The sequence below is a fragment of the Brucella rhizosphaerae genome, assembly GCF_002252475.1.
GTDB classification, from domain to species: domain Bacteria; phylum Pseudomonadota; class Alphaproteobacteria; order Rhizobiales; family Rhizobiaceae; genus Brucella; species Brucella rhizosphaerae.
Genome location: NZ_NNRK01000033.1, coordinates 1 through 13,636, shown reverse-complemented (window position 1 = coordinate 13,636; position 13,636 = coordinate 1). Strand labels below are relative to the sequence as shown.

Below are 13,636 nucleotides of genomic sequence, written 5' to 3'. Positions count from 1 at the left end.
AAACCGTTTCACATTTTTGGGGACGCGCTCTAAAAAGCATCCCAAAATACAACGACCAGAAAAGAATTGGATCGATGGCACCGACAAACTCCCGCGCAGGCACCAATCCACGACCGCTTAACCGGCAGGATTTCCGCACTCTTGGCCTCTCGGCACTAGGCGGTGCGTTGGAGTTTTATGATTTCATCATCTTCGTGTTTTTTGCGAGCGTGATTGGGCACCTGTTTTTCCCACCTGACATGCCTGATTGGCTGGTGCTGATCCAGACCTTCGGCATCTTCGCAGCGGGCTATCTGGTACGCCCGATCGGCGGCATTGTTCTGGCGCATTTTGGCGACAAGTTCGGACGTAAACGCGTCTTCGCGTTCTCGGTTTTCCTGATGTCGATTTCGACACTGGCCATGGCCTGCCTGCCTACCTATGCAACGCTTGGTGTTGGCGCGCCAATTCTGCTGATCATTTTTCGCATGTTGCAGGGCGCTGCCATTGGCGGTGAAGTTCCGGGTGCCTGGACCTTCGTGGCGGAGCACGTGCCTGCCAATCGTGTCGGCATGGCTTGTGGTTTCCTCTGCTCGGGTCTGACGCTTGGCATCATGATCGGGTCGCTGATTGCAACGGCCATCAACTGGATTTTCACTCCGGAAGAACTGGCATCCTATGCCTGGCGCATACCATTCTTCATCGGCGGAATTTTTGGCCTTTTTGCTGTTTATCTGCGCCGCTGGTTGGCCGAAACGCCGATCTTCACCGAGATGAAGAACAGCCATTTGCTCAAAGACAAGTTGCCGCTGGGCACCGTCCTGCGCAACCATATGCACGGCGTTATCATTTCCGTGTTGCTGACATGGATTTTGTCGGCTGGTATCGTCGTTACCACGCTGATGACCGCGACGTTCCTGCAAAAGCTCTATGGCTATACACCGCTGCAATCGCTCGCTGCGACGAGCTTTGGAACCTTGTTCCTGATGTTCGGCACCGTCAGTGCCGGTGCGATCGTTGATCGTATTGGCAGTGGACGTTTCTTCGCGGTCGCTGGGGTCTTCTTCGGTGTTGCGACCTTTGTGTTCTACACCTATGCGGCTGTTTCGCTTCCGGTCCTGTTTGCGCTCTACGCGGTTATGGGACTTTCAGTGGGCATGGTTGGCGCCGTTCCTTATGTAATGGTACGTGCATTCCCGGCGCCGGTTCGTTTCTCGGGCCTGTCGTTCTCCTACAATATTTCCTATGCGATTTTCGGCGGTCTGACCCCGGTGGTCGTCACCTCGCTGCTTGCGGTTAATCCGATGGCTCATGCGTGGTACCTGGTGTTCATTGCCGTATTGACCTCCGCACTTGGCTTTTATCTGATGGCACGCAGCGATCAGGTGGAGGGTGAGATCGGGCTCGATGATCTGCAGACCGGTGATACCGTTCCGCAGGCAAGCTAATCAAAAAGGGCCGCATAAGCGGCCCTTTTTGGCTCAGAGCATCATTTTCAAGTGTTAGAGCGACCTTTGTGCGCCCAATCGGGCGCGCAGCGGCTAATGTACTGCGAGCTTCGCGGCGCCAGGTTCCTTGTCGTGGACTCCAAAGCGATCGATCATGTCAGCACTGGCTTCATTAAAACCGATTACCGAAACGTCTGTACCCGTGGCGCGATACTTAAGCACGATCTTATCGAGGGCACTGACCGATGTGATATCCCATAGATGTGCGTGGCTGACGTCAATCGTGACCTTGTTCACTTGCGTCGAAAAATCGAATGCAGCGATAAAGCTCTGCGCCGAAGCAAAGAAAATCTGGCCTTGCACCATATAGATGCGTTCGCCGTCATGATCTGTTGCGGTGATGCGGAACATCCTGGCGACTTTTCCAGCGAAGAAAACGCCGGAAAGCAGCACGCCGACCAGAACACCTTTGGCAAGATCATGTGTAGAAACCACCGTTACCACGGTTGCCAGCATAACAATGGAAGACGACGGTGGGTTGCGGCGCAGATCGAGAATTGAGCGCCATGAGAATGTGCCGATCGATACCATAATCATCACAGCGACCAGAGCTGCCATCGGGATGATCCGCACCAGATCATCAAGCACCAGAATCAGAAACAACAGGAAGGCACCCGCGACGAAGGTTGAAAGTCGTCCGCGACCGCCTGAAGAAACATTGATGACTGACTGGCCAATCATCGCACAGCCGCCCATGCCTCCAATCATTGCGGAAGCAATATTGCTCGTACCCTGACCGATGCATTCCTGATTCTTATTGCTGTTGGTGTCCGTCATGTCGTCGACAATCTGAGCAGTCATGAGCGATTCGAGCAGGCCGACAGCCGCAAGTGTGATCGAGTAGGGCAAGATGATCTGCAGGGTTTCGAGCGTCAGCGGAACCTGTGGCAGAGCGAAGAAGGGCAGCGAAGATGGTAGTTCACCGAGATCGCCCACCGTGCGCAAATCCATGCCGGTTGACCATGCAAGCGTGGTCAGAACTGCAATCGCCACGAGCGGGGACGGGATCACTTTGGTGATGTGCGGGAACAGATAGATGATGGCAAGACCGCCGGCGATCATCCAGTAGGTCTCAACCGGAACATGGATGAGTTCTGGCAGCTGTGCCATGAAGATGAGGATGGCCAGTGCATTGACAAAACCGGTGATGACCGAGCGCGAGACAAAGCGCATCAGACGTCCGAGTTTCAAGAAGCCCGCAGCTATCTGCAAAAAGCCCATCAGGATCGTGGCTGCAAAGAGATATTGCAGGCCGTGTTCTTTGACGAGCGAGACCATAACTACAGCAGTTGCGGCGGTTGCGGCAGAGATCATGCCGGGGCGTCCGCCGGTGAAGGCAGAAACGCAGGCAATGGCGAACGAGGCGAACAGGCCGACCTTGGGGTCGACACCAGCGATGACCGAAAAGCCGATGGCTTCTGGGATGAGGGCAAGTGCTACGACAATGCCCGAGAGAATATCGCCGCGAATATTGGAGAACCACTCGCGGCGGTAGGCAGCAAGACGTGTCATTGAAATTTCCGCAAATAAAAACAGGCGTTTAGAGTCGCCCGATTCAACATGGCCGATTGTAAAAAATGGGGGATGTTGTTGCGTTGTCTGGCGGATAGGCGGCCAGAAGAGCCACCCGGGCTTTCACCGGGTCCTTGCGAATATCGTTGTATAACCAAAAATGGCGCCGCGAGGCAATAACATCGCGGCTTTTTCTATTGCGCTATATTTCGCTGATCAGAGAATCTTTTGCATGAATGTGAGATCAAGCCAGCGGCCAAACTTCTGCCCGACTTGCTTTAACGTGCCACAATCCGAGAAACCTTGTGATTTATGCAGGGCGATGGATGCGGCATTGCCAGCCTCGATGGCTGCGACGAGCACATGCACCTTGCGGTCGCGCGCTTCTTCAACAAGTTCGGCCAGAAGTGCGCGCCCAATGCCGCCGCCGCGCGCATCACTTGCCACGTAGACTGAAAGTTCCGACGAGTGTCGGAAACCTTCAAAGGGTCGGAACGGACCATAGCTGGCATAACCGACGACCTGAGCCTCACGTTCGGCAACCAGCACCGGGAAGCCATCGCGATTGCGGGTTTCAAGCCATTGGCGACGGTTTTCCAGATCGACGAGTGTTTCGTTCCAGATGGCGAGCGTATTTTCAACGGCATCATTATAAATGGCAAGCAAGGTGGGCAGGTCAGCTTCGGTTGCGTGGCGGATGGTGAGGATCATTTCAGAGACCTTTATAGAAGAGGGTGGTCGCGCAAGGAGTCCCGTCGGGATAGAGCGCATAATTCGGGATGACACCGACGCGTTCCCAGCCAAGATGTGTGTAGATTGCTTCCGCCGGACTGCCGGTAGCCGTGTCGAGGCATATGAGTGTCTTACGATGACTGCGTGCTTCTTGTTCCGCCGTTTCCATAAGGTTGCGGGCGAGACCAAGACCGCGGGCCTTGCGATGAATCAGAAGTTTTTTGAGATCGGTACGGTGGGGCTGGTTTGGCATTTGCGATAGACCAAGCTGCACTGTGCCGATGATTTCGCCTTGGTGTTCGGCAACCAGAAGCACGGTATCGCCAGCATCCACTTCATTGGCGATACGGTTCCAGTACGGAATGAAACCTTCTGATTCACATGGGGCCATAAAGCCGACCGATGCGCCGCCATTGATGCAATCGGAGAGGATTTCCGCAAGCGCTGGGATTGTGGCTTTTGCTTCATCGAAATTCAGAACACGAATCATGCATGTTGCTTTCAAACGCTGCCGCGCCGTTCGAGCACTATGACATAGCGCGCGGGAACTGGTCCGGGATTATGGAAAGTGATGCCCTCTATGAGAGGCATGTAAAGACAGTCACCTTGTTGCAGGCCATGTTGGGTGCTGCCTACGGTGATCTCCATTTTTCCTGCAAAGAGCCACATATGCTGCGTGATGCCCGCATTAGCCGCTTGCGGCGCAAAGGCCACTTTTGCACCTGCAGGAAACTCGACCTCAATCATATCGACGTTCGATCCAGTAGCGGGCGGCGAAACGGAACGGCGGATATAGCCCGTATCAGGATCGCGCCAGACCGGTTGGCGATCAAGCGTCAGCAAGGGGGAAGCGGGAGCTTCTGCGTCAGCAAAAAAAGCTGAAAGCGATGTACCAAGCGCTGCACAGATGCGCGCCAGCAACTGTGCCGTCGGGCTGGTTTCCCCACGTTCGATGCGTGAAATCATGGCGCGACTAACGCCTGAAGCATCACCCAAAGCATCGAGCGTCATGCCTTGCGCGAGGCGAAGCCGACGCAGGTTTTCGCCAATGGCATTGTCGAGTTGTTCGAGTGCATTTTCCATTATGATAGAAATAATATCTATTATAATGGAGTCAAGCATGTTTGCATTGGTGCAATAGAAAACGGCGGGATTTCTCCCGCCGCAATCAATCTCCTCGCACGATGAACGCTCGAAGCTCAGGAAGTGACATCTACCCCTCATCCAGAGCCGGTGCGAAGCACCGTGTCGAAGGACGAGGGAAGAGGAAGTCTGCGCTCCAGACAGATCACGTTTTAAGAAGCTATGCTCTAACCTTGCGCTTTCAATTCGAGGCGGCGACGATGCAGAACTGGTTCGGTGTAACCATTCGGCTGTTCACGACCCTTGAAGACCAGATCGCAGGCAGCCTGAAAAGCAATCGACTTGTCAAAGTCGGCAGCCATCGGGCGATAAAGCGGATCGCCTTCATTCTGCTTGTCCACGACAGCGGCCATACGCTTTAAGGTTTCCATGATCTGAGCTTCTGAGACAACGCCATGATGGAGCCAGTTAGCGATATGCTGTGCGGAGATGCGCAGCGTCGCGCGGTCTTCCATCAGGCCTACATTGTTGATGTCCGGTACCTTCGAGCAGCCGACGCCCTGATCCACCCAGCGCACGACATAACCGAGAATGCCCTGTGCGTTGTTGTCGATTTCGTGCTGGATGTCTTCTGGCGTCCAGTTTGGACGACTTGCAACCGGGACAGACAGGATGTCATCGAGCTTGGCGCGTGGGCGGCTCTTGAGCTTTTCCTGAACGGCGGCCACATCGACCTGATGATAGTGGGTGGCGTGCAGGGTTGCAGCCGTTGGCGATGGCACCCATGCGGTGTTCGCGCCAGCCTTCGGATGCGCGATCTTCTGTTCCAGCATCGCAGCCATCAGGTCCGGCATGGCCCACATGCCCTTGCCGATCTGCGCGTGACCGGAAAGACCACATTCAAGACCAATATCGACATTCCACTGCTCATAAGCACCGATCCATGCGGCCTGCTTCATGTCGCCCTTGCGGATCATCGGGCCAGCTTCCATCGAGGTATGGATTTCGTCGCCGGTGCGGTCGAGGAAGCCGGTGTTGATGAAGACCACGCGTTCTTTTGCTGCACGGATTGCTTCCTTGAGGTTGACCGTGGTGCGGCGTTCCTCATCCATGATGCCAATTTTCAGCGTATTCGGCTTCATGCCGAGTAGTTCTTCGACGCGGGTGAAGATTTCATTGGCAAAAGCCACTTCTTCCGGTCCGTGCATCTTTGGCTTGACGATATAGACCGAGCCTTCGCGCGAGTTCAGATGGCGACCATTCGGGCCGATATCGTGTAGCGCAATGAGGCTGGTGAAGGCCGCATCCATAATGCCTTCCGGCACTTCATGGCCTTCTGCATCAATGATCGCTGGATTGGTCATGAGGTGACCAACGTTACGAATCAGCATCAATGAGCGACCCTTGAGCGTGAGGTCCGAGCCGTCGGCAGCATGGTAGCTGCGATCGCCATTGAGACGGCGGGTCATCTGTTTGCCGTTCTTCTCGAACGTGTCTTCGAGCTTGCCGCTCATCAGGCCGAGCCAATTGCGATAGACGGCGACCTTGTCTTCTGCATCCACAGCCGCGATCGAATCTTCACAATCCTGAATCGTGCTGACAGCCGATTCCAGAACCATGTCTGCGATATGTGCCAGATCGGTCTTGCCGATTGGGCTATCCGCATTGATGACGATATCGACATGCATGTTATTCTTGGCAAGCAGTACATTGGTTGGGCTGGCAGCGTCACCATTATAGCCCTTGAACTGGCTGGCATCTTCGAGAGCTGTAACAGAACCGTCAGACAGTGTGATGGCAAGCTCACCGTCTTTCACAGCAAGACCAGCAACATCAGCCCATTTGCCAGAGGTGAGCGGTGCGCTCTCGTCGAGGAAGTTCTTAGCCCAGGCGATAACCTTTTCGCCGCGCTTCGGATTGTAGCCTTTGCCCTTTTCGGCGCCATCATCTTCAGAAATCGCATCGGTGCCATAAAGCGCATCGTAAAGCGAACCCCAGCGCGCATTGGCAGCGTTCAGCGCATAGCGCGCATTCATGACGGGGACGACGAGCTGTGGACCGGCAATATGCATGATTTCCGGATCGACATTGGCTGTCGAAACCTTGAACTCTTCGCCTTCCGGCAGAAGATAGCCGATGTCCTTCAGGAATTGCTGGTAGTCAGCCTGCGAATAGTTTTTGTCGCGGTTCTGTTTGTACCAGGCATCAATCTTTGCCTGGAGGTCATCGCGTTTTTTAAGGAGCGCACGGTTTTTCGGTGCGAGATCGCGGATGATGGCGGCAAAGCCCTTCCAGAATTTTTCAGGTTCCACACCCGTGCCGGGTGCGGCTTCGTTGGCCAGAAATTCCACCAGTTCAGGGGCAACGCGCAAGCCTTCTATCTCAACGTAATTGCTCATGGCTCCGCCTCCTTCAAAATAAACAAAATCACCGCCAGCGCTTTTCAACGCCAACTCTAGCTTCCTTGAACCGCTTTGGCGCGCTTTCGTCAATCGGCCCGTAGGCACATCATCTGTGACGCTGTGGCGAAAATACTTTTTATAGCGAGAGTTTGGCGCGGATACCGGCTGGCGTAAAGCCCTGTTCACGTAAAGATGAGAGCGCTGTGTCCTTGCGACTTTTGGCAAGTTTCAGCCCGTCATCGCCCAGCACCAGATCATGGTGATGATATAGCGGTTCAGGCAAATCAAGAAGCTTTTGCAGCAGCCGGTGTACGGAAGTCGCATGGAACAGATCGCGTCCGCGCACGATATGGGTGATGCCTTGCAATGCATCGTCCACGACGACGGAAAGGTGATAGCTGGTTGGCGTGTCTTTGCGCGCGATCACCACGTCACCCCATTGAGCAGGATTGACCGGGAGACGACCAGTTTCGCCATTGGGACCAATGCCGCTTTCATTCCAGAACAGTGGTTCACTTGCTGCTGCAATTGCTTTGTCCATGTCGAGCCGCCAGGCATAGGGTGCACCGGAAACGATGCGCTCCGTCTGTTCCTTTTCGCTCAGTTTTCGCTCGCTCTGCGGATAAAGTGGCGTTCCGTCCGGATCGGAAGGCCAATCTTCGCCTTTGGCGTGAGCCTCGCCGATTTGTTCGCGCACTTCTGTGCGGCTGAGAAAAGCTGGATAGACCAATCCTTTGTCGGCGAGTTTTGTCAGTGCGTTGCGATACTCACTAAAATGCTCGGACTGGCGGCGCACCGGTTGTTCCCATTTAAGCCCGAGCCAGCTGAGATCATCGTAAATGCCCTGTTCGAGTTGAGGCGTACAGCGTGCCGTGTCGATGTCTTCCATGCGAAGCAGAAAACGCCCTTCGCTTTCATTCGCCATTCGTGCATTGAGAAGTGCTGAATAGGCATGGCCGAGGTGTAGCTGGCCATTGGGACTTGGTGCAAAACGGAAAACAGGTTGTGTCATGGTCAGGTCAATCGATTATCATTTGATTGCATTGGTACTTTGCGCGGAACCGAAATGAAAGGCCATCTGATGCGGCGGATCGATACATTGAGCGATATTGAAGCCGGCCTTGAAGCGCTGGTGCTTGCGGATGTTCGACTGGCCGAGATACGCAGCCGTTCACATGCTGTGCCGCTTCGCCGCTCGGAGCCGGGATTTGAAAGTCTTGCTTCAATTATCGTTGCGCAACAGGTTTCAACTGCAAGTGCGGCTGCCATCTGGGCACGGTTCAAGCAGGTGATCGATCCGATGACGCCGGAGGCATACATTGCGGGTGGTGAGGAAGCATGGCGTTTTGCCGGGCTTTCGCGTCCGAAGCAAAGAACGCTCTTTGCCTTGAGTGAAGCTTTGGCAGAAGGGGCAATCGACCTGCATGGGCTGTGCGATTTGCCTGCAGAGGAAGCCATCAGGATGCTGACTGCAATCAAGGGTATCGGCCCTTGGACAGCTGAGGTTTACCTGCTTTTTGCCGCTGGTCATCCGGATGTATTTCCAGCAGGCGATGTCGCCTTGCAAACTGCGGTCGGTCACGCTTTTGCGCATGAAACACGGCCGGATGCTGCAGCCCTTCGTCTGCTTGCGGAAGACTGGGCGCCATGGCGCGGCGTTGCTGCGCGTTTGTTCTGGGCATATTACGCCGCGATCAAGGGTCGCGAGGCTGCACCGCTTCTGTAAATCTTGCGTGTTTCCGGGGACATAAATGCGTTTCCGCTTCACAATCCTGTCACGTCGGGATTACATTATTCGCATCAGGTGATGACGGCATTTCGATTCGCAGAAGCTTGATATCCTGCCAATCGCACTTGCCGCCTTCATGAGGTTGGAGCGTTGTAGGTTGCGCCCAGAATGGACGCGCGGCGCTTCGATGAAGAGCGCAATTCCGCATGGAAAGCCAATCGCACTTTTCCTTTCGGAGTTGCTCTGAAGGAGGTGCGCCCTTGAATGTAGCCGTCTCTCCCCGGACTGTGTCAAGCAGTGGATTACCCGCGCTGGTCCTCAATGCGGATTATCGTCCGCTCAGCTATTACCCTTTATCGCTCTGGTCCTGGCAGGACGCGATCAAGGCAGTGTTTCTTGAACGCGTGCATATTGTGGCGGAATACGACCAGATCGTATCGTCTCCGTCATTCTCAATGCGCGTTCCGAGCGTGATTTGCTTGAAGGATTATGTGAAGCCGCCGCGATATCCCGCTTTTACGCGCTTCAATCTATTCCTGCGTGATCGTTTCGAATGCCAGTATTGTGGCTCGCCACATGATCTGACTTTCGATCACGTTACCCCGCGTTGCCATGGCGGCGAGACGACGTGGGAAAATGTGGTCGCCGCTTGTTCCCCTTGCAATTTGCGCAAAGGCGGCTTGATGCCGGCGAACGCGCATATGTGGCCGCGCCAGAAGCCGGTCACGCCCACTGTGCAGGACCTGCACAATAATGGGCGCCTTTTCCCACCCAACCATCTCCACGACAGCTGGCTCGACTTCCTTTACTGGGATGTCGAATTGGAGCCTTAACCCCTCAGAACGTTCTCCTGCGCTCTTACTTCACACCTTTTGCAAAAGCGCCGTAGTAGCCGATCGCTGCAAACAGCAGGCTTGCGACAACATTCCATCCAGCGAATGACAGGCCGAGGAAAAAGCCTGGTGCACTGTCACATGCGGGTGGGCGGGTCGCATTGAGATCGCCGAGCAGATTGCCTGCATCGAGCGTCACCTTCATTGTGGCAGCGCTGCAATCGGCTGGTCCCGGCCAATATTTCAGCTCGACGCCGGTGTGATAGATGGCAAGTGCTAAGCCGAAGGTCATCAGCAGCGCGCCGATCAGGATCAGGCCGCGCGTGAGGATCGGCGGCCATTTCAATCCGTAGGAAACCCAGGCCGCAGCAAGAACAGGAACGCCAATATAATATGGCGTACGCTCTTCAAGGCAGAGCTTGCAGGGCATGAAGCCAGCCAGATGCTCGAAGCCGAGCGCGGTTCCAACGGTTGCGGCCAATCCGACCGTCATGATGCCAGCGGACCAAGCCTGAATTTTGCCGACCGGTTTATTGAGTGCCAATGCCATATGAAGCTTCCTGAAGCGGCTCTTTTTTGCAGTTAAGCCAAAATACTGCTTTGTCTCCAATCAGTTTATTTTGACCGACTTGAGGCAAAATCAGGCGTGAAGATATTTAACTGCCAGGAACATCGCGATCAGCACAACGGCAACGAGGCCAGCCAGCAGTCCGAGGCGCTTTTCAATAAAACCACGGATAGGTTCGCCATAGCGCTTCAACAGCCATGCAAGGAAGAAGAAGCGTGCACCACGAGCGACGATTGCCGATGCAATAAACAGCCAGATGTTGATGCCAGCTGCACCCGACAGGATCGTCACCACCTTGATGGGCGGCAGGTGGGCAAGTCCTGATGTGATGAGCATCAGAAGTATCATGTCCGCGCTGGTCGTGCCGCGCATTTGCTCAAATGTGTCGAGTTTGCCATACATTTCAAGCACAGGTTTTGCGACCTGCTCATAGGCATGGTAGCCGAGATACCAGCCCGCGATGCCGCCGAGAACGGAAAAGATGGTCGCAACCAGAGCATAACGATAGGCGCGTTCCGGACGAGCGAGCGCCATCGGCAGAAAAAGCACATCGGCTGGCACGAGAAAAACCGAGCTTTCCACAAAAGCGATGAAAGCGAGCCAATATTCAGCAGACTTTCGGGCAGCAAGCGAGATCGTCCAGTCGTACAGTCGGCGCAGCATGAATTTTTCCGGATTATTGCGGGCAAGCACCCAAGGGTAATTGCATCGTCTATAATAAAAAAAGGCGGTGCGAACAATGCGCACCGCCTTTTAAAGTCGTCTAAGTTAGTTTCAACGCTTGTAAGCGCTGCAGATGTATTTGGTTTCGAGATATTCCTCGATGCCGTATTTCGAGCCCTCGCGCCCAAGGCCCGACTGCTTCACACCGCCGAATGGCGCGACTTCATTTGAGATCAGGCCGGTGTTGTGGCCGACCATGCCATATTCCAGGCCTTCGCTGACGCGGATCGCGCGGCTGAAGTTCTCTGTATAGAAGTAAGCGGCCAGCCCAAAGATCGTATCATTGGCCATGGCTATGACTTCTTCTTCTGTGTCGAAGGCGAAGAGGGGTGCAAGTGGCCCGAAGGTTTCTTCCTTGGCGACAATCATGTCCGAGGTGACGCCGGTCAGAATGCCGGGTTCAAAGAACAGACCACCCAGTTCCTTGCCGCCCGCGATGAGTTTTGCACCCTTGGAAACAGCATCTTCAATATGTGCCTTCACCTTGGTGATGGCTTTTTCTTCGATCATCGGTCCGATGACGACGCCCGGTTCGGTGCCATTGCCGACCTTCAGCTCTTTGACTTTGGTTGCCAGCTTTTCAGCAAACTTGTCGTAGACGCCGCGCTGAACATAGATGCGGTTGGCGCAAACGCAGGTCTGGCCCGCGTTGCGGTATTTCGAAATCATTGCACCATCAACAGCAGCATCGATATCCGCGTCATCGAACACGATGAATGGTGCGTTGCCGCCAAGTTCCAGCGAAATGCGCTTGATGGTCGGGGCACACTGCGCCATCAAAAGACGTCCGACTTCGGTCGAGCCGGTGAAGGACAGTTTGCGCACGATTTCGTTGCTGGTGAGTTCAGCGCCGATTTCGCGGGCCTTGCCGGTCACGATCTGGAGAACACCTGCCGGAATTCCTGCCTTCTCAGCCAGTACGCCGAGAGCGAGAGCCGTCAGAGGAGTGAGATCGGCGGGACGCACAATCATCGTGCAGCCAGCGGCCAGTGCAGGTGCCGCCTTGCGGGTAATCATCGCCGCCGGAAAATTCCAGGGGGTGATCGCAGCGGTAACACCGACAGGCTGGCGAATAACGGTGAGACGTTGCCCGTTCTGTGGTGCAGGGATCGTGTCGCCATAGACACGCTTTGCTTCTTCGGCGAACCATTCAATAAAGGAAGCGGCGTAAATGACTTCGCCGCGCGCTTCGGCGAGTGGCTTGCCTTGTTCCGATGTCATTATAAGCGCGATATCATCAGCATTGGCGACGATCAGATCGAACCATTTGCGCAATATGCCAGCGCGTTCTTTGGCGGTCTTTCCAGCCCATGCCGGAAGCGCCTTGTTGGAAGCGTCGATTGCTTCTTTAATAGTATCGACAGACAGGGAAGGGACGGTGCCGACTAGTGAACCATCCGCAGGGTTGGTCACATCAATGGTTTTGCCATCGGCGGCATCAATCCAGCGGCCGTCCACGAGGCATTGCGATTTGAGCAGCGATTTATCTTTCAAGGCAATCATATCTGATATTCCATCCCGGTGTTGCGTCAGAGATTAGTTCAATATATTGAACGATATACGATATACTGAATAAATCAGCCGACAGAACCAAAGTCAATTCATCTGTCAGTTGGGTCAAGAGGGCTTATGAACAAAACCGTACCCGATGAAGAAAGTTCCTTGAAGCTGGTCCCGGCAGTGGTGAGGGCGACACAGATTCTCGATTGTGTTGCCGGGAGCCGCGACGGGCTCAAACTTTCGGATCTGGTGCGTCAGACTAAATTACCCAAAAGCAGTGTCCATGGCCTTTGCCAAACGCTGACCCACCTGAAACTGTTGAAGCTCAACAGCGACGGCAGCTTTACAATGGGGCCGCAGTCAGTCCGCTGGGCCAATGTCTTTCTCGCTGACAGTGATATTGTAGATGCGTTTCATGATGTGGTCGCGGAAGCCGAAGGCCTTGGGGCTTATACATTGACGCTCTCACATCTTGAGGGCCCGGAAGTCATCTACTTGTCCTGCCGCAACTCGACCGCACCGCTAGGGATCACATTCCGCATCGGCATGCGTGTGCCCGCTGTCTTTACAGCGACGGGCAAGGCAATGCTGGCTGCAATGTCTCCGCAAGAACTTGCGCGGCATCTTCCATCTGAATGGCCGCAGCCAATAACGCCTTCAAGTGTTCAATCGGTGAAAAAGCTTGAAGCGGAAATGGCCGAAGTGAAAGCGAAGGGTTACTCGCTCGATGACGGACAGCTGCGTGAAGGCATGTTCTGCATTGGCGCTGCGATCTGTGATCGGCCTTTTCATCCAGCCGCAGGTATTGCTCTTTCTATGATGGCAGCAGAGGCGCGCCCAGACATCATCGATGTGATGGGGTTGCGGGTACGCTCGCTGGCTGATCGCCTTGGCGAGAAAATGGGCTGGTTTTGATCTGTTTGGTTCTGACTGCCGTCGGGTATATATATGAGTGTTTGGCGGTGGGTTGGTTTTGGGTTGTTTTGATTGATTGGATAGAATCGCGCTGGTCTGGATGCTTAATGTTTGGTAAAATTGTTTGGTTTTCCCTGTGGAAAGAAACTTTG

13 protein-coding genes and 1 other annotated feature are annotated in these 13,636 nt (G+C 54.5%); of the genes, 4 read left to right on the top strand and 9 right to left on the bottom strand.

Features of this window, described 5'->3' with window-relative positions; translation table 11 throughout:
* Positions 1 to 74 precede the first annotated feature (74 nt).
* Positions 75 to 1,427, top strand: a complete 1,353-nt coding sequence (locus CEV32_RS15850; RefSeq protein WP_094578095.1) for an MFS transporter — start codon at positions 75 to 77, stop codon at positions 1,425 to 1,427.
* 93 nt (positions 1,428 to 1,520) lie between these two features.
* Here the strand turns inward: CEV32_RS15850 and CEV32_RS15845 are convergent, their stop codons facing one another.
* The 6 genes from CEV32_RS15845 to gluQRS all read right to left on the bottom strand — a co-directional run bounded on the left by CEV32_RS15845 (position 1,521) and on the right by gluQRS (position 8,228).
* The gene (locus tag CEV32_RS15845) at positions 1,521 to 2,999 is read right to left on the bottom strand and encodes a SulP family inorganic anion transporter (protein ID WP_094578094.1); all 1,479 of its coding nucleotides are present in this window, start codon (positions 2,997 to 2,999) and stop codon (positions 1,521 to 1,523) included.
* An 81-nt stretch (positions 3,000 to 3,080) separates the two neighbouring features.
* Positions 3,081 to 3,136 (bottom strand) — a sequence feature (sul1 is cis-regulatory element that is thought to sense ions involved in sulfur or methionine metabolism; They are found in Alphaproteobacteria).
* A 79-nt stretch (positions 3,137 to 3,215) separates the two neighbouring features.
* Positions 3,216 to 3,710, bottom strand: a complete 495-nt coding sequence (locus tag CEV32_RS15840; RefSeq protein ID WP_094578093.1) for a GNAT family N-acetyltransferase — start codon at positions 3,708 to 3,710, stop codon at positions 3,216 to 3,218.
* Between the two features lies 1 nt (position 3,711).
* Positions 3,712 to 4,221, bottom strand: coding sequence for a GNAT family N-acetyltransferase (locus CEV32_RS15835; RefSeq protein WP_094578092.1), 510 nt, complete (start codon positions 4,219 to 4,221; stop codon positions 3,712 to 3,714).
* 11 nt (positions 4,222 to 4,232) lie between these two features.
* Entirely contained in the window at positions 4,233 to 4,814 is a 582-nt protein-coding gene (locus tag CEV32_RS15830) for a helix-turn-helix domain-containing protein (RefSeq protein ID WP_094578313.1), read from the bottom strand.
* Positions 4,815 to 5,041: 227 nt separating this feature from the next.
* Positions 5,042 to 7,213, bottom strand: coding sequence for a malate synthase G (locus CEV32_RS15825; protein ID WP_094578312.1), 2,172 nt, complete (start codon positions 7,211 to 7,213; stop codon positions 5,042 to 5,044).
* Positions 7,214 to 7,352: 139 nt separating this feature from the next.
* Positions 7,353 to 8,228, bottom strand: coding sequence for a tRNA glutamyl-Q(34) synthetase GluQRS (gene gluQRS / locus CEV32_RS15820; RefSeq protein ID WP_094578091.1), 876 nt, complete (start codon positions 8,226 to 8,228; stop codon positions 7,353 to 7,355).
* 69 nt (positions 8,229 to 8,297) lie between these two features.
* Here gluQRS and CEV32_RS15815 point away from each other — a divergent pair, with 69 nt between their 5' ends.
* A complete protein-coding gene (locus CEV32_RS15815; RefSeq protein WP_094578311.1) occupies positions 8,298 to 8,942 on the top strand; it encodes a DNA-3-methyladenine glycosylase family protein in 645 nt (214 codons plus the stop codon).
* Positions 8,943 to 9,205: 263 nt separating this feature from the next.
* Entirely contained in the window at positions 9,206 to 9,778 is a 573-nt protein-coding gene (locus CEV32_RS15810) for an HNH endonuclease (protein ID WP_094578090.1), read from the top strand.
* 25 nt (positions 9,779 to 9,803) lie between these two features.
* Here CEV32_RS15810 and CEV32_RS15805 read toward each other — a convergent pair whose 3' ends face one another.
* From CEV32_RS15805 to CEV32_RS15795, 3 genes are all read right to left on the bottom strand, one after another.
* Complete coding sequence (locus CEV32_RS15805) at positions 9,804 to 10,328, bottom strand: disulfide bond formation protein B (RefSeq protein WP_094578089.1); 525 nt, start codon at positions 10,326 to 10,328, stop codon at positions 9,804 to 9,806.
* Positions 10,329 to 10,418: 90 nt separating this feature from the next.
* Complete coding sequence (locus tag CEV32_RS15800) at positions 10,419 to 11,009, bottom strand: YqaA family protein (RefSeq protein ID WP_094578088.1); 591 nt, start codon at positions 11,007 to 11,009, stop codon at positions 10,419 to 10,421.
* 111 nt (positions 11,010 to 11,120) lie between these two features.
* Positions 11,121 to 12,572: an NAD-dependent succinate-semialdehyde dehydrogenase gene (locus CEV32_RS15795; protein WP_094578087.1), complete on the bottom strand. Its 1,452-nt coding sequence runs from the start codon at positions 12,570 to 12,572 to the stop codon at positions 11,121 to 11,123.
* A gap of 126 nt (positions 12,573 to 12,698) precedes the next feature.
* Here CEV32_RS15795 and CEV32_RS15790 point away from each other — a divergent pair, with 126 nt between their 5' ends.
* Positions 12,699 to 13,484, top strand: a complete 786-nt coding sequence (locus CEV32_RS15790) for an IclR family transcriptional regulator (RefSeq protein ID WP_094578086.1) — start codon at positions 12,699 to 12,701, stop codon at positions 13,482 to 13,484.
* The last annotated feature ends 152 nt before the right edge of the window (positions 13,485 to 13,636 follow it).

What these genes read in the sequence shown, in the direction of transcription:
- CEV32_RS15840 (WP_094578093.1), bottom strand. Translation starts at nt 3,710, where the DNA reads ATGATCCTCACCATCCGCCACGCAACCGAAGCTGACCTGCCCACCTTG.
- CEV32_RS15805 (WP_094578089.1), bottom strand. Translation starts at nt 10,328, where the DNA reads ATGGCATTGGCACTCAATAAACCGGTCGGCAAAATTCAGGCTTGGTCC.
- CEV32_RS15790 (WP_094578086.1), top strand. Translation starts at nt 12,699, where the DNA reads ATGAACAAAACCGTACCCGATGAAGAAAGTTCCTTGAAGCTGGTCCCG.
- CEV32_RS15835 (WP_094578092.1), bottom strand. Translation starts at nt 4,221, where the DNA reads ATGATTCGTGTTCTGAATTTCGATGAAGCAAAAGCCACAATCCCAGCG.
- CEV32_RS15795 (WP_094578087.1), bottom strand. Translation starts at nt 12,572, where the DNA reads ATGATTGCCTTGAAAGATAAATCGCTGCTCAAATCGCAATGCCTCGTG.
- CEV32_RS15845 (WP_094578094.1), bottom strand. Translation starts at nt 2,999, where the DNA reads ATGACACGTCTTGCTGCCTACCGCCGCGAGTGGTTCTCCAATATTCGC.
- CEV32_RS15830 (WP_094578313.1), bottom strand. Translation starts at nt 4,814, where the DNA reads ATGGAAAATGCACTCGAACAACTCGACAATGCCATTGGCGAAAACCTG.
- CEV32_RS15815 (WP_094578311.1), top strand. Translation starts at nt 8,298, where the DNA reads ATGCGGCGGATCGATACATTGAGCGATATTGAAGCCGGCCTTGAAGCG.
- CEV32_RS15850 (WP_094578095.1), top strand. Translation starts at nt 75, where the DNA reads ATGGCACCGACAAACTCCCGCGCAGGCACCAATCCACGACCGCTTAAC.
- gluQRS (WP_094578091.1), bottom strand. Translation starts at nt 8,228, where the DNA reads ATGACACAACCTGTTTTCCGTTTTGCACCAAGTCCCAATGGCCAGCTA.
- CEV32_RS15800 (WP_094578088.1), bottom strand. Translation starts at nt 11,009, where the DNA reads ATGCTGCGCCGACTGTACGACTGGACGATCTCGCTTGCTGCCCGAAAG.
- CEV32_RS15825 (WP_094578312.1), bottom strand. Translation starts at nt 7,213, where the DNA reads ATGAGCAATTACGTTGAGATAGAAGGCTTGCGCGTTGCCCCTGAACTG.